Origin of the sequence: Brevundimonas sp. TSRC1-1 (genome assembly GCF_049898245.1) — a bacterium.
Lineage (GTDB): Bacteria > Pseudomonadota > Alphaproteobacteria > Caulobacterales > Caulobacteraceae > Brevundimonas > Brevundimonas mediterranea_A.
Genome location: NZ_JAFCXI010000004.1, coordinates 258,068 through 281,478 on the forward strand (window position 1 = coordinate 258,068; position 23,411 = coordinate 281,478).

A 23,411-nucleotide genomic window follows, 5' to 3' on the forward strand; every position below is an offset into this window, starting at 1 on the left:
ATTTTGTTTTGAGCGCAAAATAACTGCTGTATTTGTCGATTTGACAGGGCGGTCTGGGTTGATCTTACTCACCCCAGCAAGGCGGGAGAGATCGGCTCCGGCCGACGCCGAAGGCGCAACCGCCCCGGAAACGCTCAGGCAAACGGACCGTCTTGCTGAAGGAACGCTGGAGAGAAGGCCGGATCCGGGGGATGCGGTCTCGCCGAAGGAGAAAGGGTCGGCGACGACCCGAAACTCTCAGGCCCAATGACAGCGGGGGCGAACGGACGCCGAAGAGCGTCAGTCGCATTGGGCATCCCTGGGGAGGGGCGTCGTCGCCATGAGGAATCTCGCTTTGTCTCGTCTTAATCGTCACTTGACCCATTATTGCAGCGCCATCGCCCTGCTGGCCTGCGCCACGGCGGTCCAAGCCCAGGAGACGGAGGGCTCTCCGGAAACCGCCGCGGTCGACGATATCGTCGTCACCGCCTCGCGCATTGATCGCGCCGGCTTCGAAGCGCCGACGCCGACCATCCACCTGACCGCTGAGGATCTGTCGGTGGGCGCGCGCCCCAATATCGCGGCCGCGCTGAACGACATGCCCCAGTTCCGCGCCACCACCTCGGCCCAGACGACCGGCACCAACACCGGCGCGGGCAATGCGCCGGTGGACCTGCGGGGGCTGGGCATCAACCGGACCCTGGTCCTGATCGACGGACGCCGGGTGTCGAGCGAGAACGACCTGAACGCGGTGCCGTCGGTCCTGGTCAAGAGCGTCGACGTGGTCACCGGCGGCGCCTCCGCCGCCTGGGGATCGGGCGCCGTGGCCGGCGTCGTCAACATCGGCATCGACCGCTATTTCACCGGCGGCAAGCTGGGCGCCGAATACGGCATCTCGTCCTATGACGACGCCGAGCAGGAACGGTTCGAAGGCGCCTGGGGCACGGACTTCGCCGGCGGTCGCGGCCATTTCGTCGTCGGCGGCGAATATCTCGACAACGAAGGCGTCATCCCGAAGGCCTCGCGCCCAAATATCGGCCGCTGGGCTACGGTCAACGGCGCGCAGACGCCGGACGTCGGATTCGCCAACGCGGCCTATGGCGGTCTGATCATGTCGGGTGTGAACCGCGGCATGGTGTTCAACCCGGACGGCTCCTTGCGTCCGTTCGACTATGGCACGGTCAGCGGCACGAATTCGATCGGCGGCGAAGGTCCGTCGAACGACGATCTGAGCCCGCTGGTCACGCCGCAGAGGCGTTACACGGGTCTGGCCAGCGCCGTCTACGAGATCAACGACAGGCTGCGGGTCACGGCTGATGTCCGTCATTCGCGCATGTGGAACAACTATGTCTGGTTCGGCGACCATGATCGCGGCGACCTGACCATCGGCATCGACAACGCCTTCCTGTCTTCCACGATCAAGCAGCAGATGGCGGCCGCCGGCCAGACGTCCTTCACCTTCGGTCGTTTCAACTCCGATCTGTCCTATTCGACGATCGACTTCGAGCGGGTGACCACCCAGGCGACCCTGGCCGTGGATGGCGAGTTCGGCGAGAACTGGCGCTGGGGCGCCTATTACAGCCACGGTGAATTCGAGAACAACATCGACACGCCTGGCTTCCTGCTGAAGACCCAGTTCGCCAACGCCGTCGATTCCGTCATCAATCCATCGACCGGCCAGGCCGTCTGCCGCGTGACCCTGACCAACGCCAACTCCGGCTGCGTGCCGATCAATCTGTTCGGCCTCGGGGCCCCGTCGCAGGAAGCCATCGACTATGTCACCGGCACCCCGCAGCAGCGCGCAACGACCAAGCTGGACGTGGCCGGGATCAGCCTGCGCGGCGAGCCCTTCAGCCTGCCGGCGGGCGACGTCTCGATCGCCGTCGGTCTTGAGGCCCGCAAGGAGCAGACCGACCAGCGCGTCGGCGAACTGGATGCTGCGAAGGCCTTCAAGACCTTCAGCTTCTCGGCCATGTCCGGAGAGTTCAGCGTCAAGGAGGCTTTCGGCGAAATCCTGGTTCCCGTCGTCCGCGACCTGCCGGTTCTGAACGACCTGCAGTTCAACGCCGCCGCGCGTATCTCCGACTACGACACCACCGGTTCGATCTGGTCGTGGAAGGTCGGGGCGACGAACGAGTTCTTCCAGGGCTTCCGGGGCCGGGTGACCCAGTCGCGCGACATCCGTTCGGCCAACCTGTCTGAACTGTTCACGACGACCACGACCGGATGGAACAACCTCAACGACCCGGCCAAGAAAGGCGCCCTGGTCTATGTGCTGAACAACGGCGGCGGAAATCCCAACCTTCGCCCGGAGACGGCTGACACCCTGACCCTTGGCGTCACCTATGCCCCGCCGTCCATTCCCGGCCTCAACCTGTCGCTGGACTATTACGACATCAAGATCGATGACGTGATCACGACCATTGCGGCGCAGGACCTGGTCACCCGCTGCTACAATGGCAACCTTGATCTCTGCTCCAAGGTCGAACGCGATGCGGGAGGCAATCTGATCCGCACCCTGTCCACCTACGTGAACCTGGCCGAGTATCACACGGACGGGATCGACGCCGAGGCGTCCTACGCCTCGGACGCTGACCTCTGGGTGCCGGGCGCCACGGGGCGGGTGACCATGCGTCTGGTCGGCACCTGGGTGAACAGCCTGACCACCGACGACGGCGTGACCGAGATCGAATATGTCGAATCCCAGGGCTATTCGTTCGGCCTGGGCGTGCCCAAGCTGCGCCTCAACGCCAGCCTCGGCTGGAAAGGCGAGGTGTTCGGCGCGAACCTGCGCGCGCGCTACATCTCGGCGGGCGACTACAACAGCACCGTGGCCATCTCGAACAACCACATCGACGCCTACACCTATGTCGATCTGGGGCTGACGGCTGACCTGGCCCACTACGGTGCGAACGGTGTCGAGCTCTACGCCAACGCGACCAACCTGTTCGACAAGGACCCGCCGGTCGGGTCGCTCTACTCGCCGTACTACGACGTCATCGGTCGGTACGTCACGGTTGGCGCGCGGTACCGCTTCTAGTTCGGTCCCCGCTCCCGGTCGCCGGCTCTGCTCCTCCAAGGGAGCCGGCGACCTCCCCCTTTTGCTTCCCCCATACACCGCACGGTCTGTTCCATGATTACCCGTCTGCCGATGGCCCTCCTGCTCGCCCTGAGCGTCGCCCCTGCGGCCCTGGCTGAGGCGCCCAAGCCCGCCGCCATCGTTGCGGACGGCCTGCCGGCGGTGCCCGACGATCTGGTCGCCGCGACCCAACCCTATCTTCAGGCGCGCCGCGCCGCCTTCCTCGGCTGGAACGCCGCTGACCGGTCCATGCTGATCAAGACCCGGTTCGGGGCGACTGATCAGCTTCATCTCGTCACCGGCCCTGACGGCGCCCGAACCCAGATCAGTTTCGAGGCGGAGCCGATCCTGGCCGGCGCCCTGTCGCCGTCCGGTCAGACCCTGCTGGTCCAGAAGGACAATGGCGGCGACGAATTCTATCAGCTCTACACACTGTCCGGCGGTCGGCTGACCCGTATCACCGACGGCAAGAGCCGCAACTGGTTCGGCGCCTGGAGCCGGGACGGCAAGAGGGTCGGCTACGCCTCATCCCGCCGCAACGGCGCCGACATGGACCTGTATGTCGTCGATCCCGCCGACCCATCTAGCGACCGCCTGGTCGCGCAGGTCTCCGGCGGAGGCTGGAACATCGCCGACTTCTCCAGCGACGGCGCCAAGGCCCTGGTCCTGAACCGGATGTCGATCAACAACGCCGTGGTCTATGAGCTGGACCTGGCGTCCGGCCGCATGACGCCCCTGACCGATCCGGCGGCGCAGGTCTCCTATGTCGATCCCAAATATGCGGACGACGGCGCCGTCTGGGCGACCTCGAACAAGGATTCCGACTTCCTGCGCCTCGGGCGGATCGAGCGGGGCGGCTTCGTTCCCGTCAGTCCTGAAACGCGATGGGACGTCAGCGACTACGCCCTGTCCCCCGACGGCAGCTTCGTCGCCTATGCTGTCAACGAGGCGGGCGTGTCCCGGCTCAAGGTCATGGATGTCGCCACCGGCGCTGTGCGTGTCGTCACCGGCCTGCCCGACGGCGTCATCCCCTACAGCATCGGACCGGCCATCGACGTTGCGCCCTGGGGCGCGATTGGCTTGAGCCTGTCGTCCGCCCGCGTGTCAGGCGACGCCTTCTCGATCGATCCGACGACCCTGGCGGTCACCCAGTGGACCCACAGCGAGACCGGCGGCCTGGACCCCGCCATCAACATCGAGCCCAGGCTGGTTGAGGTGAAGAGCTTCGACGGCGAGCCGGTGTCCGGGTTCCTCTATCAGCCGGACCCCGCCAAGTTTCCGGGCAAACGTCCGCTGATCGTCGATATCCACGGCGGACCGGAAGGCCAGACCCGTCCCGACTTCCTGGGGGCGCAGAACTATCTGCTGAATGAACTGGGCGTGGCGCTGTTCTTCCCGAACGTGCGCGGCTCGTCCGGCTATGGCACACGCTTCGTCAATCTGGACAATGGACCGTTCCAGCGAGAGAATTCGGTCAAGGACATCGGCGCCTTCCTCGACGCCCTGGAGGTCGATCCAGACCTGGACGCCTCGCGTTTCGCCGTCACCGGCGTCTCGTACGGCGGCTATATGTGCTACGCTACGGCGGTGCATTACAGCGACCGGCTGAAGGGGGCGAACTGCTACGTCGCCATCTCCAACTTCGTCACCTTCCTGGAAAACACTCAATCCTACCGCCGCGACCTGCGGCGCGTGGAATACGGCGACGAGCGTGATCCGGCCCAACGCGCCCAGCTTCAGGCGATCTCGCCCCTGACCAGCGTGGACAAGATCACCATCCCGCTGTTGGTCGCGACCGGCGGCAATGACCCCCGTGTGCCGGCGTCCGAAGCCGATCAGATCGTCAGCGCGGTCCGCGGCAACGGCGGTACGGCCTGGCATCTGCTGGCGCAGAACGAGGGCCATGGTTTCCACAAGAAGGAGAACGAGGACTATTATTTCTGGACCAGCCTGTTGTTCTGGAAACAGACACTGCTGGGCGACGCCGCGCGCTGAGCCCTGATCGCAGCGTCTCAGAAATTCTTCGATGATCTTCAAACGCATCGCCGCGGCGAGCGCGGTTTCGGCCGCGCTGCTTGCGACGCCCGTGACGGCGCAGCCCCGCACCCCGGTTCACACCGACCATCACGTCCACGTCCATTCGCCCGCCATCCTCGACATCCTGTCGGCCTACTGCAGCAGTCCGGGGCGTATCGGCGCGTGCGATCCGGCCTTCGTCGAACCCCTGACGGCCGACGATCTGCTTGCGGACATGGACGAGGCGGGCGTCCAGACGGCCTGGATGATGTCCACGGCCTATCTGGCCGAAAGTCCGATGATGGTTCCCCCGCTGGCTGACGCCGCGACGCGGGTTCATGACGCCAACGCCTTCACCGTCGCCACGGCCGCCGCCCACCCCGGACGGCTGGTCGCCTTCGTCTCGGTCAATCCGCTTGCGCCCGACGCCCTGGCCGAAATCGCCGCCTGGAAGGACGAGCCCTACGCCAAGGGATTGAAGCTGCACCTGACCAACTCCGGCGTCGACCTTCGCGATCCCGATCAGGTCCGCCGCCTTGCGGCGGTCTTCGACGCCGCATCGGACGCCGGGATGACCATCATGATCCACATGCGCACCCGCGCCGAAGACTATGGCGCGCGCGACGTCCGCATCTTCGTCGAACAGGTCCTGCCGCACGCGGTCGGCGCGCCCGTCGTCATCGCCCATTCCGGCAGCTGGGGCGGTCTGGACGCGAACACCTGGGATGCGCTGGAAGGGTTTCGCCAGATCCTGGCGGAACAACCCGGCATGGCTCCCGACCTCTTCTTCGATCTGGCTCAGGTCTTCGACGCCGATACGTCGCCAGAGAACAGGGCCCGACTGGTCGATGTCATGCGCGACATCGGCGTCGAACGTTTCGCGCCAGGTTCCGACTGGCCGTTTTCGGGACCGTTGGACGGCTATCTGAACGCGGCCATGGATCTTCTGCCGCTGTCGCCACAGGAAGCCGAGGCTCTACGGCGCCGGCGTGTCGCGGTGAGATGAAGCGCGCCTCACGGCCGTGTCGCGGCGCCCAGGTGATCTCGACCGACTGTCTGACCGTCCCCAACATCTTCGGCAACGCCTACGCCGTACCGCTGTTCGCTGGCGCTCGCGTGGCGACTCGGTCGTGGGGGCGCGCCACTGCGTGCAATGACGACGGCGAAAACGGGGGCCGGGTGTCAGGGCGTCGTCAGTTTCGACCTGCAGATTTCCGTCCGAACGGAGATCCGCCATGTCAGCCCACCCCACGCCTTCGATAAGAACCGTAAAAGTCTGGGATCCGGGCGTGCGCCTGTTCCATTGGACGCTGGTCGCCTCGGTCGCCTTGGCCTTCCTGTCCTCGGAAGAGGACAGCGCGCTGTCCGCCTGGCACGTTCCGGCAGGATGGGCGGCTGCTGTCCTGATCGCCTTCAGACTGGTCTGGGGGATTGTCGGCGGCGAACATGCGCGGTTCTCGAACCTGATCCGGCCGTCCAGGATGGCGGGGCACGTCAAGGGCCTGTTTGCAGGCCGGGTCCATGCGGCCATGGGCCATAATCCGCTGGGCGGGATCGCGGTCCTGGGGTTGTTGGCCCTGACGGCCGCGACCGTCTTCACCGGGGCGACGGGCGGCGAGGATACGCATGAGGTCATCGGCTACGTCTTGCTGGCGATGATCGCCCTGCACGTCGTGGCGGTGGTCGTAATGTCGGTCCTGTCGCGTGATAATCTGATCCGCGCGATGGTCACCGGCCGAAAGACGACCGTCCATTTCCCCGACGCCCAGGACGCCGCGCCGCCCGCCCGCGTGGCTGTGCTCCTGGCGGTTCTGGTCGTCGCGGGGTCCGCCTACGCCGCCACCCGGATGGACCCGGGCGCCTTCACGCCGGGCGCGCGCGTTGAAGCGGGTGAAACGGGAGAGGCCGATCAGAAGCGTGAAAGGGGCGAGGGCGACGAGGCGGGGGAAGCGGACGAGGACTGAGGACGTCCCGTCCGCGCCCTCCTGTTTCAGACCACAGTTCCGAACAGGTGGCCGATCCCTGCGGTCACCGCCATGGCCAGGGCGCCCCAGAAGGTGACGCGCATGACCGCCTTGCTGACGCCTGCGCCCCCGGCCTGGGCGCCGAGCCCCCCCAGCAGCGCCAGGCCGATCAGGGCGGAGCCGGACACCAGGGCGACCAGCAGAGAACGGGGCGAGACCAGCACGACCGCGAGCGGCAGAATGGCGCCGAGCGAGAAGGTGGCCGCCGAGGTCAGGGCCGCCTGGATCGGACGGGCGGTGGTTTGTTCCGAAATGCCCAGCTCGTCCCTGGCGTGGGCGCCCAGGGCGTCGTGAGCCATCAGCTGCCGGGCGACCTCCAGCGACACCGCCTCATCGACGCCCCGGCTGCGATAGATGCCGGCCAGTTCGCGGGTTTCGGCCTCCGGGTCCGCCGCCAGTTCGGCTGTTTCACGCGCCAGATCGGCGTTCTCGGTGTCGGACTGGGAGCTGACGGAGACATATTCGCCGGCCGCCATGGACATGGCGCCGGCGACCAGGCCGGCGACGCCGGCGACCAGGATTCCGGTCTTGCCGGTCTGTGCGGCGGCCACGCCGACGATCAGGCTGGCGGTCGAGACCAGGCCGTCATTGGCGCCCAGCACGGCGGCGCGCAGCCAGCCGATGCGCGCGACCAGATGGCGTTCGGCGTGGCGTTCAAGTCTGCTCATGGTCGGTTCCTGTCTGCAGAAGGAAAGGCGAGGATCAGCTCAGCCTGGTTCGGCCGCGTCGCGATACGGCCACCATGGGCCGCCATTATGCGTGCGACAATGGCCAGTCCCAGTCCCGCGCCGCTGGGGCTGGCATGATCGCCCCGGCGATATCTCTGGCTCAGCGCGGCGAGCCGTTCCGGCGCGAGCCCGGACCCGCCGTCGATCACCGAAAGCCGTGCGCCGGGACCCGCCGTCACCGTGACCACGCCCCCGGGCGGGGTGACCCGCAACCCGTTCTCGACCAGATTCCGCAGCGCGGCGGCGACCGCCTCGCGACGGCCCTCGACGACTGCGGCGTCCTTGATCTTCAGGGCCAGAGCCTTGTCTTCGTCGATGGCGAGCGCGGCGTATTGCGAGACGACTTCCGTCGCGATCTCGCTCAGATCGACCGCCGCCGCCGCCGCCGGCGCGGCCGCCTGGGCATCCAGTTGCGCCAGGATCAGCAGCTGATCGACCAGGCGAGACAGGGCCGAAACATCTCGCTTCAGTCTCTGCCCGTCCGGGGAATCCAGTCTGTCGAGTTCCAGGGCCAGAACCGCCAGCGGCGTCCTCAGTTCATGGGCGACGTCGGCGGCGAAGGCCTCCTGGCGCGTCGCCGCCTCGTCGAGCCGCGCCAGCAGGCCGTTGACCGCGTCCGCGAACCCGGTGGCTTCGGCCGGAAAGTCGTGAGCCTCAACCCGAAACCCCTTGTCCGCCGCCTGGGCGTCTCCGTAAACCAGGCGCTGGGCGTTCAGGACCAGACGCCGGGACCCTGAAGGCGACGCCAGATCCATCTCGTAGGCCGGGATCGCGGCCTGCCCATAGGCTGTGGCCTTGAGCAGGGCCCAGAGCGGGGGCGTGTTCCACTCGCCGCCGCCCAGATCGGCCATCTTCACGCCGGCGACCCGGTCGGTTCCGATGTCGAAGGTTTCGAGGAAGCTCTGGCTGGCGGCCACGATGGACAGGTCGCCGTCCAGCAACAACACCGGCGCGACCGACGCGGAGATGAGCGAAAGCGCCAAATTCAGCGCGATGTCCGAAGATGTGGCGAGCGGGGTCGTCGACATGGAGGCCCTCTCCAAAGGGGGCCTGGCGCCGGTCCGACCCAGCGGGTCCGATCTCTTGGCTGCATGTGCATACTAGGCCGGCTCGACGCCGTCCACCTTGATCCAGATCACCGACGTCGTCTGCAGAACAGGCTTTAATGGCGCATACACCCAAGGAGCCTCCCCATGCCGAAGTCCGCCTTCAAGACCCTGAGCGAGGACCTTCAGGCCCTCGCCGACGAAGCCAGCGATCACCTCAAGGACGCAGCCCTGAAGACCGGCGCGGACGCGACCGAGGCCGTGACCCGATCGACGCACGCCGTCGCCCGGGCGGCCGCCCGTCTGCGCGAGGAAGCCGAAGCGGCGGCCGAAATGAGCCGTGACAAGATTGTCGATACTGTCGAGGCGCATCCCGCCGCCGCCAGCGTCATCGTCAGCATGGTCACCAGCGCGGTCGTCGCCCTGGCGGCGACCTTCGCCCTGATCCGGCTTTCGCAGTCCTGAGCCCCGGCGCCAACGGCCGCTCCAGGATTGGTCTGTCGCTGGTCAGACTCTAGCCTGGAGTCGACGGGGTTTCGATGAGGGCGGACAGGGCGACCGGCTTGACCTTCAGGTCCGCCACCTGCGTGAACGCCAGCGACGTCGTCCCGAAATATTCCGCCTGATTGGTCGCGCACCAGTCGGTCGTGACGATACGCGCCGTGGCCCCCTGTGAACCGGCGGCGACCGCCCCGTACAGGAAGTCGCCGGTGCGCTGCTCCAGCGGGATGGGGCGGTCCTGGTTGGCGCGGGCCATGAAGCCGGCCAACTGGGCGCGCGACACCTCGGCCGTCATCAGCCGGCCGTCGAACCGGACGATGGAATCGAACATGTATCGGGTGATCGGCCCCGCCGGTGCGCCCGTGCCCAGGGTGGTGTGGCCGATGAAGCCGGCGTCGGCGTCGGCCGCCTGGGCGAAACCGGCGGCGATGCGGCGGCCGGTGTCGCCCAGCGACAGGGCCTCGACCCCTTGTCCCAGAACGGCCCGGTCCGCGTCCGTCAGGGTCTCCGCCAGGGTCGCGTCGATCAGGGCCTGCAGCCGGGACGACGACGGGGCGTCGGCGGCGATGGGATGCGACGCGACGCTGACCGATCCGTCCGCATGGAAGCCCGCCGCCGTATAGGCGTTGGTCCAGGAGCCGGTGTGGGCGTAGGCGCTGCGTCCCTGGCGATGCTGGAACAGCAGATGGTCGTGCCCGCCGATCATCAGGGATCCGTCCGGCAGCAGGGGCAGGATGCTGCGGTCGGCGACGACTCCGGCGTGGCTCAGCACCAGCACCGGATCGGCGCCGCGCGTCAGATCGGCCAGATGGGCGTTCGCCCATTCGGCCGGCGCTGGAATGGACAACTGGTCGCGCGACGCCTTGGGATAGGTGTTCAGCGCATTGGTCGCCAGGCCGACGATCCGCAGCGAGCGGCTCCCGAACGGCGCCCTCGCCGTCGGGGGGGCATAGCCGGCGCCGGTCCGCGCATCGACGATGTTGCTGACCACGATCACGCCCAGGCCGCGCAACCGGCCGACGACCTCGGCCAGGTCCGGCGTCAGGTCGTTGTCATGATTGCCCAGATTGACCACGGTCGGCGCGATCCGGACCGCCTCGGCCAGGAAGGCCCAGTCGACGGCGCCGCCCGACCGCACGGACACGACGTTGCCGTGTTCGAAGATGTCGCCGTCGATGGCGATCACATGCGGAACCGGCTGGGACCGGACCTCGGCCTCGAACGCGGCCAGAAGTCGGGCGGTCCGTTCATAGGCGGAGTGCATGTCCGCTATGGCCAGCACCCGACCGACGACGGGGCTTCGTGTCGCGGCCGACAGACTGGGCGCCAGGCTGGACGTCAGGGCCGCCGCTCCAGCGAGGTGAAGCAGCCGGCGACGGGAGGGCGTGACGAAGGACATGGGGGGATACTAACGGTGTCGATACGGTTGCGGAACCGAGTCACGCACGCCTTCATTTTCGCACCCACAGCCAAGCTGTACAATGGCGCGTTCGGTCGGATGCGTCGTTCGGGACACGATTGTCACGCTCCTGTGTCCGCGTCGTCAAAGGTTCAAGATTCAGGCGACGGTCTCGACTGGCGCCGCGCCTTCGGAGGCCTTAGGGGCTCGCGCGACAGCTTCCTCCCCATGTCGCCAAGGATACACGCGCATGCTTCGCCAAGCCCTACTCGCCGCCACCGTCAGCGGTCTCGCCCTGCTGACCGCAGGCGCCGCCTTCGCCCAAACCGCTGACGCCGCCGCTGAAGCGACCGGCGTCGACGACATCATCGTCACCGCCCAGCGCCGCAGCGAGAACATCCGCGACGTGCCCTTCGCCGTCACGGCCCTGACGCCCCAGACCCTGCAGGACATTTCGGCCGGCGGCGCCGACATCCTGTCGCTGTCGGGTCGCGTGCCCAGCCTTCAGGTCGAAAGCTCGAACGGCCGTTACGCCCCGCGCTTCTATATCCGCGGCCTGGGCAACGTGGACTTCGACTTCACCGCCTCGCAGCCGGTCTCGGTGGTGCTGGACGATGTGGTGCTGGAAAGCGTCTATCTGAAGGGCTTCCCCCTGTTCGACGTGCAGCAGCTGGAAGTGCTGCGCGGCCCCCAGGGCACCCTGTTCGGTCGCAACACCCCGGCGGGCGTGATCAAGATCGACACCGTCAAGCCGTCGGACGAGTTCACCGGCTTCGGTTCGCTGACCTACGGCAACCTGGGTTCGACCCGCACCGAGGCGGCCGTCACCCTGCCGGCCTCCGAGACCCTGCAGGTGCGCGGCGCCTTCCTGTGGAACCACCGCGACGACTGGGTCAACAACGCCTACAACCCGTCCTTCGCCGATGCGAACGGTGACGACCTGGGCGGATTCGACGACGTCGCCGCCCGCGTCCATGTCGCCTGGCAGCCCACCGACCGCCTGTCGACCCTGCTGACCCTGCAGGCCCGCGATTATGACGGCACGGGCACGATGAACCGCGCCAACGCCCTGACCAAGGGCTCGAACGAACTGAACGGCAACTTCGACCGCGACACCGTCTATTACGACGGCGGCCGCAACAACTTCCAGAAGCAGAAGACCACTTCCGAGTCGCTGCAGGTCGCCTATGACTTCGGTCCCGCCACCCTGACCGGCATCGTCGGCGCCTATCAGGGTTCGTCCCAGGGCGACGGCGACATCGACGGCGGCGTGGCCAGCGCCGCGGCGACGGCCTCCTACAAGACGCCGTTCAATTCCGAGACCGGCACCCTGTCCAGCGACCTGCGCCAGAACACCTATGAACTGCGCCTCTCCTCGAACGGCGACGGCCGCCTCGGCTGGCAGGTCGGCGCCTTCTACTGGGATGAGCGCATCAACCTGGTCTCGGGCACCTTCAACGGCGTCGGCGGTCTTCAACCGACCAAGGTCACCGACATCACCCAGAAGTCCGACTCCTGGTCGGTGTTCGGTCAGGCGCACTATCAGCTGACCGAGGCCCTGAAGGTGACGGGCGGCCTGCGCTACACCGACGACAGCCGCGATTATCAGGGCCGGATCGTCACCGGCGCGGGCGCGGGCGGCACGGGCGCCGTTTCGGTCGGCGACGAGCAGGTCAGCTGGGACGTCAGCGCCCTGTACGACGTCAATGACAGCCTCAACCTGTTCGCCCGCGTGGCCAAGGGGTATCGCGGCCCGTCGATCCAGGGCCGCAACCTGCCGGTCCTGACCACGGCCGAGTCCGAGACGGTCATGTCCTATGAGACGGGCCTGAAGGCCCGCCTGTGGGAAGGTCGCGCCCGCTTCAACGCCACGGCCTACTATTACGAAGTCAGCGACATGCAGTTCACCGCCATCGGCGGCGCGGACAACTCCAACCGCCTGATCAACGCCGACAAGGGTGAAGGCTACGGCCTGGAGCTGGACGGCGATATCGATCTGGGCGCGGGCTTCAGCCTGTCGGCCGGCGCCGCCTGGAACCACACCGAGATCAAGGACAGCAACCTTCTGGTCGCCATCTGCGGCTCGAACTGCACCGTCACCGACCCCATCGTCACCGTGGGCACGACCCGTCGCGCCAATGTCGACGGCAACCCCTTCCCGCAGGCGCCGGAATACACCGCCAACCTGACGCTGAACTATGTCCTGCCTCTGGGCGACGACACCGAGTTCTTCGCCTCGACCGACTGGGCCATGCAGAAGGACTTCAACCTGTTCCTGTATGAATCGGTCGAGTTCAAGGTGGACACCAACTTCGAAGGCGGCCTGCGCGCCGGCTGGCGTGATCTGAACAAGGGGCTGGAAGCCGCCGCCTATGTTCGCAACATCACCGACGAAGAGAATGTCATCGGCGCCATCGACTTCAACAACCTGACCGCCTTCGTCAACGAACCCCGCACCTACGGCGTTCAACTGACCAAGCGCTTCTAAGAAGATGACGGGCCGCCGGCGTTCTCGCCGGCGGCCTGTTCTTCTGCTCCCCGGTCGCACCTGATCGGATGAACCAAAGACCGGGCCGCGTGTTGGGTTCGACGTCGCCGTATCGTGGCGACGCCGCAGGAAACCCTCACATGCCCGCTGTCGCCGCCTTCCGTGAGAGGTTGAATCCGTTCCGCGGAATTCTGATGGCCTTTCCCATCGCCCTGTTCAGTTCCGCCCTGATCAGCGACATCGCCTATCTGAAGACGGCCCAGATGCAGTGGTCGAACTTCTCGGCCTGGCTGATCGTCGGCGCGCTGGTGTTCGGCGGCCTGGCCGGGCTGTGGGCTCTCATCGACCTGGCCCTGTCCTGGCGCACCCCGGCGCGACGGGCCGCCGTGATCCATCTGGCCGCCCTGGCCCTGGCCTGGGTCTTGGGCCTGATCAACGCCTTCAAGCACAGCCAGGACGCCTGGAGCTCCGTCGGCGCCTTCGGCTTGACCCTGTCGATCCTGTCGACCGTCCTGATCCTGATCGCCGGCTGGCTGGCCTATTCCAACTCGACCGTGCGGGAGATCGCGTGATGATCAACAAGCTCCTTTGCACGACCGCCGTCGTCCTGGCCCTGGCCGGGTGCAGCCGCAGCGACCCCAACCTGAACCAGACCGGCGCCAATCCCGACCTTCCCGGCCTGAACCAGACTCTGGTGCCGCCGATGAAGATCGCCACGCCGATCGGCTGGGACGGCGAAACGCCCACCGTGCCGGACGGCTTCGTCGTCACCCCGATGGCCACCGATCTGCAGATCCCGCGTCAGATTCTGGTCCTGCCAAACGGCGACATCCTGATCGCCGAGGGCTCGGGCGGCCACGCCTCCAAGCTGCGGCCCAAGGACATCATCGCCGGCGTCATCAAGGCCAAGGGCAAGACGTCCGTTAAGGGCGGCAACCGCATCACCCTGTTGCGCGACGCCAACGGCGACGGACAGCCCGAGGTGCGCACCACCTTCATCGACAATCTGGACGCGCCTTACGGCATGGCCTTCGTGGACGGCGCCCTCTATGTCGCCGAACAGGGCGCCCTGGTGCGGTTCGACTATCAGCCGGGCCAGACGCGGATCACCGCGTCGCGCCAGGAAGTGACCAAGCTGCCGTCGGCGATCAACCACCACTGGACCAAGTCGCTGACCGCCAGCGCGGACGGCCAGACCCTGTATGTCGGCATCGGCTCGAACAGCAATATCGGCGAGCGCGGCCTGGCCGTGGAACAGGACCGCGCCGTCGTCTGGGCCATCGACCGCCAGACCGGCGCGCACCGCACCTTCGCCACCGGCATTCGCAATCCGACCGCCCTGGCCATCGAACCGACCACCAGCGCCCTGTGGGCCGTCGTCAACGAACGCGACGAACTGGGGCCGCAACTGGTGCCCGACTATCTGACCTCGGTCCGCGAAGGGGCCTTCTACGGATGGCCCTACAGCTACTGGGGCCAGAACATCGATCCGCGCGTCCGTCCGCAAAACCCGGATCTGGTCCAGAGCGCCGTCGCCCCGGACTATGCGCTGGGCTCGCACGTCGCCGCCCTGGGTCTCAGCTTCGCGACGGCCGGCGGCTTCGGCGGCGGCTTCAGCCAGGGCGCCTTCATCGGCGAACACGGCAGTTGGAACCGTCAGGACCTGTCGGGCTACAAGGTCGCCTGGGTGCCCTTCTCAGGCGGTCGTCCCGCCGGTCCGCCGGTCGATTTCGTCACCGGCTTCATCAAGGACGGCGAGGCGCGCGGTCGCCCGGTCGGCGTGACTTTCGACGCCCAGCGGCGCATCCTGCTGGTCGCGGACGACCTGTCCAACACAGTCTGGCGGATCGCGCCGCGCCGCTGATCGGGTGTCGAACGAGGGCGGCATGGCGAACGGACTGGAGACCTATAAGGCCAAGCGGGACTTCACCCGCACGCCGGAACCCGCGGGCGCCGCCACGGCGGCGCGCAAGGGCCGGCTGACCTATCTGATCCAGCGGCACGCCGCGACACGGCTGCACTACGACTTCCGCATCGAGCATGACGGAGTGCTGAAGTCGTGGGCCGTGACAAAGGCCCCGTCGCGCGATCCGGCCGTCAAGCGCCTGGCGGTCGAGGTCGAGGATCACCCGCTCGACTATGGAAGCTTCGAGGGGACCATTCCGTCCGGCAACTATGGCGCGGGCACGGTCCAGCTGTGGGATCGCGGCGAATGGGAGCCGCAGGAGCCGGATGTCGAGGCGGCGCTGAAGCGCGGCTCGCTGAAGATGACCCTGCACGGCGAACGGCTCAGCGGCGGCTGGGCCCTGGTGCGGCTCAAGTCGGATCGCGGCAAGCCGTCCAAACGCAACAACTGGCTGTTGATCAAGGAGAAGGACGAGGCGGCCGTGCCGGGCGAGGGCGACGCCAATATGGAGATCGACGCCTCCATCGCCACGGGCCGCAGCCTGGCGCAGATATCCGAGGGGAAGAAGGAATGGACCGCCTCTCGTCCCGTCGCGCGCAAGGGACCGGCCAAACCCAAGGCCAGGGCGAGCGAGGCGACGCTGTCGAAACCGCCGGCCTTCGTCCCGATCCAGCTGTGTAAGGTCGCCGACCATCCGCCGGGCGGCACCGGCTGGGTGCATGAGATCAAGTTCGACGGCTACCGCATCCAGGTGGCGACCGGGGGCGGGGAGGCGCGGCTCTACACCCGTCGCGGCCATGACTGGACCGACCGTTTTCCGGAACTGGCGGCGGATGCGGCGACCTGGCCCGACGGGGTGGTGGACGGCGAACTGTGCGCCCTGAGCGAGGATCACACGCCGGACTTCTCGGCCCTGCAGGCGGCCATCGCGGATCAGAAGACGAGCGAGCTGGTCTATTTCGCCTTTGATCTGTTGCGTGAGGGCGAGGACGATCTGCGGGACCTGCCGCTGTCGCACCGAAAGGCGCGGCTGCAGGCCCATATCGACCGCGTTCCGGCCAAGGCGCGAAAGCGGCTGCGCTATGTCGATCACTTCGCCTCGACCGGGCAGGCGGTTCTGGACAGCGCCTGTCGCATGGACCTGGAAGGCGTGATCTCCAAGAAGCTGGACGCCCCCTATCGGGCGGGTCGATCCTCGACCTGGGTCAAGTCCAAATGCCGGGGCCGCGACGAGGTGGTGATCGGCGGCTGGTCGTCCGAAGGCGGGACGCGCTTCCGTTCCCTGCTGGTCGGCGTGGCGGGCGAAGGCGGGCTGCGCTACCTCGGCCGGGTCGGCACGGGCTACGCCGCCCCCTTGCTGAAGACCCTGCTGCCGGCCCTGAAGGATGCGGCGGCCGACGTCTCTCCCTTCATCGGCAAGGGGGCGCCGCGCGGCGGCAAGGAGATTCACTGGGTCCGGCCGATCCTGGTCGCCGAACTGGAACATGGCGGGATGACCGAGGGCGGTTCGTTGCGCCACGCGGCCTTCAAGGGGCTGCGCGAGGACAAGTCGGCGCGTGACGTCACGGACGATCCGCAACCGCCTGCGCCCGCCAATCCGGCCGGTCGCAAGAAGACCGGCTCAGGCAGCGCCTCGGGCAAGGTGGTCGTCGCCGGCGTCACCCTGTCCCATCCCGACAAGATCCTGTGGCCGGCGCACGAGGGTCGCCCCGCCATCACCAAGGGGGATTTGGCGCGCTACTACGAGGCGGCGGCCGAGCGGATATTGCCCCATATCGCCGACCGCCCCGTCTCGATCATCCGCGCTCCGGACGGCATCGGCGGCGAGACCTTCTTTCAGCGCCACGCGATGGCGGGGTCCAATCCGCGCCTCAAGCTGATCGATGTGAAGGCGCGCCATCCCTATGTGGCCGTGACCGATGTCGGCGGCCTGGTCGCCGTGGCCCAGTCGGGCGGGCTGGAACTGCACCCCTGGGGCTGTCGACCGGGCGATCCCGAGACGCCGGAACAGGTCACCTTCGACCTCGATCCCGACGAGGGTCTGGATTTCGCGGCCGTCATCGCCGCCGCCAAGACGGTCAAGGCCCAACTGGAACAGCGGGGCCTTCATCCCTTCGTCAAGACGACCGGGGGCAAGGGGCTTCATGTCGTCGTCCCGATCCGTTCCGACGGCCGCAGCCGCATCGAATGGGACCAGTGCAAGGCCTTCGCCAAGGCGATCGCGGAAGAGGTGCGACGCGCCGAGCCCGACCGGTTCACCACCACCCTGGCCAAGAAGGCGCGGGGCGGGAAGATTTTCATCGACTATCTGCGCAACGGCCGCATGGCCACGGCGGTGGCCCCCTGGTCCGTGCGCGCCCGGCCCGGCGCGGGGATCGCCTTTCCCCTGTCCTGGGGCCAGGTCCGGGCGGGGCTGGACCCCAAGGCTTTCACCCTGCACGACGCGTCGGCCCTGCTCAAGAAACCCGACCCGTGGAAGGATTTCCGCGCCGGCGAGGTCAGTCTGCGCCCCGTGCTGAAGGCGATGGGGCTGTAGGCGGCCCCGTCAGGCGGCCTTCTTGCGCGAGGCCGGCTTCTTTTTCGTCGGCGCCTTGGCGGTCTTCTTCGCCGCCGGCTTGGTCCCGCTCGCCGCGCCCTTCAGGCTGTTGCGCAGGGCCTCCATCAGGTCGATCACATTGGTGTCGTCGGGTTCGGGCGCCTCGATCACGTCCTTGCCGCCCTTCTGCTTGGCCTGGATCATCTCGCGCAGGGCGTCGTCATAGCGGTCCTTGAAGGTGGTCGGATCGAAGTCGGTCTGTTTCTGGGCGATGATCCGGCTGGCGATATCGACCATGTCCTTGTCGGGCTTCACCGCCGGGATGTCGTCGAAATAGTCGTCGGCGTCACGCACCTCGTCATGCGCCCGCAGCGAATAGGCCACCAGCCCCTTGCCCCGCACCTCCAGCGCCAGCTGGCGCTCACGACCCCGCAGAACCAGGGTTCCGATGGCGATCTTGCCCGCGGCCTTCATGGCGTCGCGGATGACGGCGAAGGCCTCGGCCCCGACGCCCTTTTCGGGGACAACATAGAAGGGATCGTCCCAGTACAGACGATCGATCTCGTCCTCGTCCACGAAGCTGTCGATGCAGATGGTCCGGGTCGTCTCCAGCTTGACCTTGTCGAAGTCGGCGTCGTCGAACAGGACATATTCGTCCTTGGACACCTCATAGCCCTTGACCAGGTCCGAGCGTTCGATGGGGCCGGTGTCCGGGTCGGTGGCGACCATGCGGATCCGGTTGTTGGTGTCCGGATTGATCAGGTGGAAACTGACATGGGCGCTGGACGAGGTGGCGGTGTAGAGCGCGACCGGGCAGGTCACCAGCGACAGTTTCAGATGTCCCTGCCAGGTGGGGCGTGCGGCCATGGTCGTCTCCCTGCGTCGTTTCGTTGGGCCTAACGCCGCACGGTCGCTACAGTTTCCCGGCCAGGGCGGCCCGGACGCGATCTTGCTAGGGGGCGGACCAGCCCTGGACCCTGACGACGGCCGTGCGGGGGTTCGCGTCGAAACGAAAATAGGCCTTGGCCTCGCCGTGGCCGGGCACATAGTCCAACGTCGCCGTGGCGGTCTGATCGCCCAGCACCGCCTCGATTTTTACGGCTGCGGCGGTCTCGTCACCGTCGTTCGTCACCTGGACCATGGCGACGTGGCCCGCCGCCGTGGCCTCGATCTCGACGATGCGAGCCCTGAGCATGGGCGGCGCGCTGGGCTGCAAACCCTCCCAGACCATGACGCTGATGGCCGCAACCGTCACGGCTCCGCCCAGGGCGGCCATGCTCCACTGCAACACGGGTCGCTTCGGGTGGGTCGAATTCGTGTTCATGGCTCAGACCAACAGGCGGGCCGCAGCCGCGCCGATGGAGGCGGGAAAGCCCAGGACGATCATGATGTGCAGAACCCCGCCGAGCGCATGTCCGTCCGTTCGGCCAAAGACGAACAGGACAAACAGACTGACCCCCAGGGCGACGGCGTAGCCGGGCAGGGTGAAATACAGGAAGGCCTCGACGGGGCGATCCGCTTCTTCCTGTCCCGCGAAACCGGCCTTGAAGACGATCAGGTGCAGCAGCAGGACGGACAGGGCGATCAGGCCCAGCGCATGGACGGTGGTGGTCTTGTAGGCGATCAGGATCATCTCTTCGGTCGGCGCGACATTGAGGGCGAAGAACAGGGCCCCTGCCGCCATCAGGAACAGTTCGCCGACATAGGAGGCCTGCGCCTCCTTCGTGTCGCCCTTTCCGTCGCCGCTGAGTTGCTTGCGGGCCAGGAGGGCGCCCATGGCGCCCGGCAGGGCCTGGAGCGTGACCATGCCCAGGGCTTCGCGCGGCGATGCGTTCCAGTCCGCCACGCCGAACAGGATCAACAGCACCGAGGCGGTGATGAAACCGACCGCCAGGGCGACGGCCGTGTCCAGCAGGTCGTTGCGCAGCCCCCGCCGGTCTGAAAAACCGGCGTAGTGGGCCAGGCCGTAAAGCAGCGGCAGTCCGGCGCCGACGAACAGCAGCAGTCGCCACCGGTCCATCGCTGTCCCCGCCTCCCACATCTCCATCGTCATCAGCAGGGGAATGCTGAACACGAGGGCCCCGGCGAACGCCCGCCCGAGGTCCCGGAGGTAGCGGCGCTCGAGACCGGGATTGATGAGGGCGGCGAGGATCATCGGACGGTCAACGCAGGGTCCGGACGGCTAGCCGGCCCTGGCGGTGATTGGGGATGACCACGGCGCGGCCGTCGACATGCCGGATCGAAAGATCGACCAGGGCGTCGCCGACCTTCAACCCGGTGATCTTCAACCGTTCAAGCCCGGTGGGCAGGAAGGGGTCCGCAATGTCTATGGTTCCGGTCCAGGCGTCGATGGACAGGCCCAGCGAGGCCTGCAGCATCAGGAAGACCGATCCCGCCGCCCAGGCCTGGGGCAGGCAGGCGACCGGATAGGCGATGGGCGGTTCGCCCGGCTCACGCGGGAAGCCGCAGAACAGTTCCGGCAGGCGCAGATGGAAATGGGCGGCGGCGGCGTAGATTTCGGCCAGGATCTGGGCGACCGCCTCGCGCTCTCCGTAATTGGCCATGCCGGCGGCGGCCATGGCGGTGTCGTGCGGCCACACCGAGCCGTTGTGATAGCTCATCGGATTGAACCGCGCCTGGCCCAGCTCCAGGGTGCGGATGCCCCAGCCGGTGCGGAACTCGGCCGACAGCAGGCGTTTCGTCACCCGTCGCGCCCGCTCGACCGACGGCAGGCCGGTGAACAGCAGATGGCCGGCGTTCGAGGCGATGGCGCGGCACTGTTCCCCGTCGCCGTCCAGGGCGACGGCGTAGAAGCCCTCGTCCTCCATCCAGTACTTGTCCTCGACCAGGGCGCGGACCTGTTCGGCCCGGTCACGCCATTCGGGCGCGCGATCGTCGCCCAGCCGTTCGCCCAGATCGCCCAGGGCGCGCCAGGCGGCGAAGGCGTAGCCCTGGACCTCCAGCAGGGCGATGGGGCCCTTGGGGAAACGGCCGTCGGCGTGGAAGATGGCGTCCTCGGAATCCTTCCAGCCCTGGTTCGACAGGCCGGTCTCGGCCCCGCGCTGATAGTCGATCAGCCCGTCGTCATTGCTGTCGCCATAGTCGCGCATCCAGTCGGCGGCGGCGATCAGGTTCGGCCACAGCGCGCGGATCAGATCCAGGTCGCCGGTGCGGCTGGCGTAGGCGCCGGCCAGGGCGATGAACAGGCAGGTCGTATCGACGCCGCCGTAATAGAGGCCGAACGGCACCTCATGCAGGGCGCTCATTTCGCCGCCGCGCGTCTCGTGCATGATCTTGCCGGGCTGGCTGTCCTGGAACAGCGAGGTCTCGGTCGCCTGGCGCGAGGCCAGATAGGTCAGGACGCCCTTGGCCAGGGACGGATCCAGCCACAGCATCTGCCAGGCGGCGATGATGCCGTCGCGGCCGAACGGGGTCGAGAACCAGGGCGTGCCGGCATAGGGATAGGGGCCGGTCGCCAGGTCGGTGGTCAGCAGGGCCATGTCCGCGCGCGACTGGTCCAGCCAGTCATTGAACCGCGGGCTGCGCGGCCCCCGCACCGAGGCGCCGCGGCGGCGTTTGGCGCGCATGGCCAGACGGGCCTGGACGGCGTTCTCGCGCCAGCGTCGCGCGTCCGGCGTCTCGCAGGAATCGACGCCGCATTCGATGAACAGGTCCATGGACCGGCCCTTGGGCAGGCTGAACATGAACTCGGCGCGCTGGTGGGTCAGGCGGGCCGGCGGCTCGGAAAAGGCCAGGCAGCTGGAGCGTTCGACCTTGTCCAGGCCGATATAGCGGAAGGTGACGCGACGGCCGTCGGTGGTCGGGGTGTGGACGGTCCCGCGTTTGGCCCGGTGCGTGCCGCGCACCTGGAAGATGTCGTGGAAATCCGCGCCGAAGTCGAAGGCCAGGGGCAGCAGGATGTCTTCGATCCCGTGATTGACCATCCGGATGCGTTCGAACATTCGCCGCCCCCACAGGAAGCGGCGCCGTTCGATGTGCAGCACCCCGGCCGGCGCCGAACGCCCGCCCATCGGGGGCAGGGGGCGGTTGGTGGTGTGGCAGGAGAAGAAGACATTGTCCTGACTGACGCCGGAAGACAGTCGCGACGGCTTCAGCAGCCCGACCGTCATGGTCCAGCGCGACAGGACGCGGGTGTCGCCCGCGAACAGGCCGTCGGCTCCGCCCCTCATGTCGCCCCACCCGTCGGCGACCAGGAAGGTGTCGCCCTCCTTGAGCGCCATCAGCTGTTCGAGACCGGAAGCCTCGACGGAATCGCCCGCCGTCAGCTGGGTGGTGTAGGCGTCGTCCATACAGTCTCTTCCCCGTCCGTTCGTGAGGCTTGTCCCGAACCTATCCTGCCCGAATGCGGCCTTGAGGAGCCGCTTGCAGGATCAAATGGCGCAGACGGCGGAGGGTTCACCTCCGCCGCCCTGTTTCCTCGGAAATCAGTGGAGCGCTTTCAGGCGAGGGCGGCGAAGCTGCGATCTTCTCCAAGCGGCCGCAGCGGCTTCATCGCGTCGTTGGAGGCGGCCTCGGCGAAGGGACGGCGCGCCAGGAGGTCGCCGTAGACGTCCAGATAGCGGCGCGCCATGGCCGTGGCCGAGAAGCGCAGGTCGAACCGCGCCCGCACGGTTTCGCGGTCCAGCAGATGCGCCCGGCCGGCGGCGGCGACGGCCTGTTCCAGGGTGTCCACCAGGAAGCCGGTCGCCCCGTCCTCGATGATCTCGGGCGTCGAGCCGCAGCGGAAGGCGACGACAGGCGTGCCGCAGGCCATGGCCTCGATCATCACCAGGCCGAAGGGTTCGGGCCAGTCGATGGGGAACAGCAGGGCGTCGGCTCCGCCCAGGAAGGCGGACTTCTGATGGTCGCCGATCTCGCCGATGAATTCGATCAGGGGGTTGCCCTCGATCAGCGGGCGGATGGTCTCTTCCCAGTACCGCTTGTCGGCGGCGTCCACCTTGGCGGCCATCTTCAGGCGTTTGCCCAGTCGGGTCGCGATCTCGATGGCGCGATCCGGCCGCTTCTCGGGCGAGATGCGGCCCAGGAAGGCCAGATAGCCCTCGGACTTCGGCGAGAACAGATACTGCTCACCCGGCATGCCGTGGTGGACGGTGGCCGTCCAGTTGGCGAACTGGAGCGGTTTGCGCTGGTCGTCCGATATCGAAATCAGGCCGAACTCGCTCCACCGCGCATAGACGCCGGGCAGATCCTTCATGTCCAGACGCCCGTGCAGGGTGGTCACGGTCTTGTCTGCATAGGGCCGGAACAGCGGAAAATGGATCATGTCGGTGTGGAAGTGGATGACGTCGAACTCGTCCACCCGGTCCAGCACTTCGCCCAGCATGGACAGGTGGGCGGCGAGGTCGGATTTCAGGGGCGCGGGGTCCAGGCGGATGGCCTGGTCGCGCACCGGCACCAGTCGCGCCTTGGTCTGGGCGTCGGCGCTGGCGAACAGGGTGACGTCGTGGCCCAGGTCCATCAGGGCGTCGGTCAGATGCGCCACGACGCGCTCGGTTCCGCCGTAGAGCTTCGGAGGAACGGCCTCGTAAAGCGGGGTGACCTGCGCGATCTTCATGATGTTTGCTCCGACCCGTTCAGCCGGGCCGAACACATCAATGTTCCGAGAAGGTTCCAGTTCCTTTCCTGGATGGAAATTCTTTAGAGGTTCCGGTGGCTTATGATCAGGAGCCGGGCCTGGTTATGTACGAA

17 protein-coding genes and 1 riboswitch are annotated in these 23,411 nt (G+C 67.3%); of the genes, 9 read left to right on the forward strand and 8 right to left on the reverse strand.

What is annotated here, in order from left to right:
• The first annotated feature begins 72 nt into the window (after window positions 1–72).
• Window positions 73–160, forward strand: a riboswitch (glycine riboswitch).
• A gap of 195 nt (window positions 161–355) precedes the next feature.
• The 4 genes from ACP7CK_RS14835 (at window position 356) to ACP7CK_RS14850 (ending at window position 7,038) form a co-directional block, all read left to right on the forward strand.
• On the forward strand, window positions 356–3,019 hold the full coding sequence (locus tag ACP7CK_RS14835; RefSeq protein WP_426026514.1) for a TonB-dependent receptor domain-containing protein: 2,664 nt from the start codon (window positions 356–358) through the stop codon (window positions 3,017–3,019).
• A gap of 93 nt (window positions 3,020–3,112) precedes the next feature.
• Complete coding sequence (locus ACP7CK_RS14840; RefSeq protein ID WP_426026515.1) at window positions 3,113–5,053, forward strand: prolyl oligopeptidase family serine peptidase; 1,941 nt, start codon at window positions 3,113–3,115, stop codon at window positions 5,051–5,053.
• Between the two features lie 31 nt (window positions 5,054–5,084).
• Window positions 5,085–6,080 carry an amidohydrolase family protein gene (locus ACP7CK_RS14845; RefSeq protein ID WP_426026516.1) on the forward strand — a complete coding sequence of 332 codons (996 nt, stop codon included), beginning with the start codon at window positions 5,085–5,087 and terminating at the stop codon, window positions 6,078–6,080.
• A gap of 229 nt (window positions 6,081–6,309) precedes the next feature.
• On the forward strand, window positions 6,310–7,038 hold the full coding sequence (locus ACP7CK_RS14850; RefSeq protein WP_426026517.1) for a cytochrome b/b6 domain-containing protein: 729 nt from the start codon (window positions 6,310–6,312) through the stop codon (window positions 7,036–7,038).
• A gap of 26 nt (window positions 7,039–7,064) precedes the next feature.
• Here the strand turns inward: ACP7CK_RS14850 and ACP7CK_RS14855 are convergent, their stop codons facing one another.
• Entirely contained in the window at window positions 7,065–7,766 is a 702-nt protein-coding gene (locus tag ACP7CK_RS14855) for a VIT1/CCC1 transporter family protein (RefSeq protein WP_426026518.1), read from the reverse strand.
• A complete protein-coding gene (locus tag ACP7CK_RS14860; RefSeq protein WP_426026519.1) occupies window positions 7,763–8,854 on the reverse strand; it encodes a sensor histidine kinase in 1,092 nt (363 codons plus the stop codon). Before ACP7CK_RS14860 ends, ACP7CK_RS14855 begins: the two co-directional genes overlap by 4 nt.
• Before the next feature lie 165 nt (window positions 8,855–9,019).
• Between ACP7CK_RS14860 and ACP7CK_RS14865 the strand changes: the two genes are divergently transcribed.
• The gene (locus ACP7CK_RS14865) at window positions 9,020–9,337 is read left to right on the forward strand and encodes a hypothetical protein (protein ID WP_008261187.1); all 318 of its coding nucleotides are present in this window, start codon (window positions 9,020–9,022) and stop codon (window positions 9,335–9,337) included.
• Window positions 9,338–9,386: 49 nt separating this feature from the next.
• Here the strand turns inward: ACP7CK_RS14865 and ACP7CK_RS14870 are convergent, their stop codons facing one another.
• Window positions 9,387–10,772, reverse strand: coding sequence for a metallophosphoesterase (locus ACP7CK_RS14870; RefSeq protein WP_426026520.1), 1,386 nt, complete (start codon window positions 10,770–10,772; stop codon window positions 9,387–9,389).
• A gap of 250 nt (window positions 10,773–11,022) precedes the next feature.
• On the opposite strand from ACP7CK_RS14870, the gene ACP7CK_RS14875 reads away from it, so the two are divergent.
• The 4 genes from ACP7CK_RS14875 to ligD all read left to right on the forward strand — a co-directional run bounded on the left by ACP7CK_RS14875 (window position 11,023) and on the right by ligD (window position 17,702).
• Entirely contained in the window at window positions 11,023–13,260 is a 2,238-nt protein-coding gene (locus tag ACP7CK_RS14875) for a TonB-dependent receptor (protein WP_035306368.1), read from the forward strand.
• A gap of 140 nt (window positions 13,261–13,400) precedes the next feature.
• A complete protein-coding gene (locus tag ACP7CK_RS14880) occupies window positions 13,401–13,832 on the forward strand; it encodes a DUF2231 domain-containing protein (RefSeq protein ID WP_008262701.1) in 432 nt (143 codons plus the stop codon).
• Window positions 13,832–15,124: a PQQ-dependent sugar dehydrogenase gene (locus ACP7CK_RS14885; RefSeq protein WP_426026521.1), complete on the forward strand. Its 1,293-nt coding sequence runs from the start codon at window positions 13,832–13,834 to the stop codon at window positions 15,122–15,124. Before ACP7CK_RS14880 ends, ACP7CK_RS14885 begins: the two co-directional genes overlap by 1 nt.
• Window positions 15,125–15,146: 22 nt before the next feature.
• Window positions 15,147–17,702 carry a DNA ligase D gene (gene ligD, locus ACP7CK_RS14890; protein ID WP_426026522.1) on the forward strand — a complete coding sequence of 852 codons (2,556 nt, stop codon included), beginning with the start codon at window positions 15,147–15,149 and terminating at the stop codon, window positions 17,700–17,702.
• 9 nt (window positions 17,703–17,711) lie between these two features.
• Here ligD and ACP7CK_RS14895 read toward each other — a convergent pair whose 3' ends face one another.
• The 5 genes from ACP7CK_RS14895 to ACP7CK_RS14915 form a co-directional block, all read right to left on the reverse strand.
• Complete coding sequence (locus ACP7CK_RS14895) at window positions 17,712–18,569, reverse strand: Ku protein (RefSeq protein WP_426026523.1); 858 nt, start codon at window positions 18,567–18,569, stop codon at window positions 17,712–17,714.
• A gap of 85 nt (window positions 18,570–18,654) precedes the next feature.
• A complete protein-coding gene (locus ACP7CK_RS14900) occupies window positions 18,655–19,026 on the reverse strand; it encodes a hypothetical protein (protein ID WP_154725736.1) in 372 nt (123 codons plus the stop codon).
• Between the two features lie 3 nt (window positions 19,027–19,029).
• Window positions 19,030–19,857: a TIGR02587 family membrane protein gene (locus tag ACP7CK_RS14905; protein ID WP_154725735.1), complete on the reverse strand. Its 828-nt coding sequence runs from the start codon at window positions 19,855–19,857 to the stop codon at window positions 19,030–19,032.
• 7 nt (window positions 19,858–19,864) lie between these two features.
• Window positions 19,865–22,012 carry a glycogen debranching N-terminal domain-containing protein gene (locus ACP7CK_RS14910; RefSeq protein ID WP_426026524.1) on the reverse strand — a complete coding sequence of 716 codons (2,148 nt, stop codon included), beginning with the start codon at window positions 22,010–22,012 and terminating at the stop codon, window positions 19,865–19,867.
• Window positions 22,013–22,161: 149 nt separating this feature from the next.
• Complete coding sequence (locus ACP7CK_RS14915) at window positions 22,162–23,277, reverse strand: glycosyltransferase family 4 protein (protein WP_426026525.1); 1,116 nt, start codon at window positions 23,275–23,277, stop codon at window positions 22,162–22,164.
• Window positions 23,278–23,411: the final 134 nt, after the last annotated feature.

Excerpts from the sequence above, each read along its gene's own strand:
- ACP7CK_RS14840 (WP_426026515.1), top strand. The coding sequence starts at position 3,113 with ATGATTACCCGTCTGCCGATGGCCCTCCTGCTCGCCCTGAGCGTCGCC.
- ACP7CK_RS14885 (WP_426026521.1), top strand. The coding sequence starts at position 13,832 with ATGATCAACAAGCTCCTTTGCACGACCGCCGTCGTCCTGGCCCTGGCC.
- ACP7CK_RS14850 (WP_426026517.1), top strand. The coding sequence starts at position 6,310 with ATGTCAGCCCACCCCACGCCTTCGATAAGAACCGTAAAAGTCTGGGAT.
- ACP7CK_RS14865 (WP_008261187.1), top strand. The coding sequence starts at position 9,020 with ATGCCGAAGTCCGCCTTCAAGACCCTGAGCGAGGACCTTCAGGCCCTC.
- ACP7CK_RS14910 (WP_426026524.1), bottom strand. The coding sequence starts at position 22,012 with ATGGACGACGCCTACACCACCCAGCTGACGGCGGGCGATTCCGTCGAG.
- ACP7CK_RS14880 (WP_008262701.1), top strand. The coding sequence starts at position 13,401 with ATGCCCGCTGTCGCCGCCTTCCGTGAGAGGTTGAATCCGTTCCGCGGA.
- ligD (WP_426026522.1), top strand. The coding sequence starts at position 15,147 with ATGGCGAACGGACTGGAGACCTATAAGGCCAAGCGGGACTTCACCCGC.
- ACP7CK_RS14915 (WP_426026525.1), bottom strand. The coding sequence starts at position 23,277 with ATGAAGATCGCGCAGGTCACCCCGCTTTACGAGGCCGTTCCTCCGAAG.
- ACP7CK_RS14860 (WP_426026519.1), bottom strand. The coding sequence starts at position 8,854 with ATGTCGACGACCCCGCTCGCCACATCTTCGGACATCGCGCTGAATTTG.
- ACP7CK_RS14870 (WP_426026520.1), bottom strand. The coding sequence starts at position 10,772 with ATGTCCTTCGTCACGCCCTCCCGTCGCCGGCTGCTTCACCTCGCTGGA.
- ACP7CK_RS14855 (WP_426026518.1), bottom strand. The coding sequence starts at position 7,766 with ATGAGCAGACTTGAACGCCACGCCGAACGCCATCTGGTCGCGCGCATC.
- ACP7CK_RS14900 (WP_154725736.1), bottom strand. The coding sequence starts at position 19,026 with ATGAACACGAATTCGACCCACCCGAAGCGACCCGTGTTGCAGTGGAGC.
- ACP7CK_RS14905 (WP_154725735.1), bottom strand. The coding sequence starts at position 19,857 with ATGATCCTCGCCGCCCTCATCAATCCCGGTCTCGAGCGCCGCTACCTC.
- ACP7CK_RS14895 (WP_426026523.1), bottom strand. The coding sequence starts at position 18,569 with ATGGCCGCACGCCCCACCTGGCAGGGACATCTGAAACTGTCGCTGGTG.
- ACP7CK_RS14845 (WP_426026516.1), top strand. The coding sequence starts at position 5,085 with ATGATCTTCAAACGCATCGCCGCGGCGAGCGCGGTTTCGGCCGCGCTG.
- ACP7CK_RS14875 (WP_035306368.1), top strand. The coding sequence starts at position 11,023 with ATGCTTCGCCAAGCCCTACTCGCCGCCACCGTCAGCGGTCTCGCCCTG.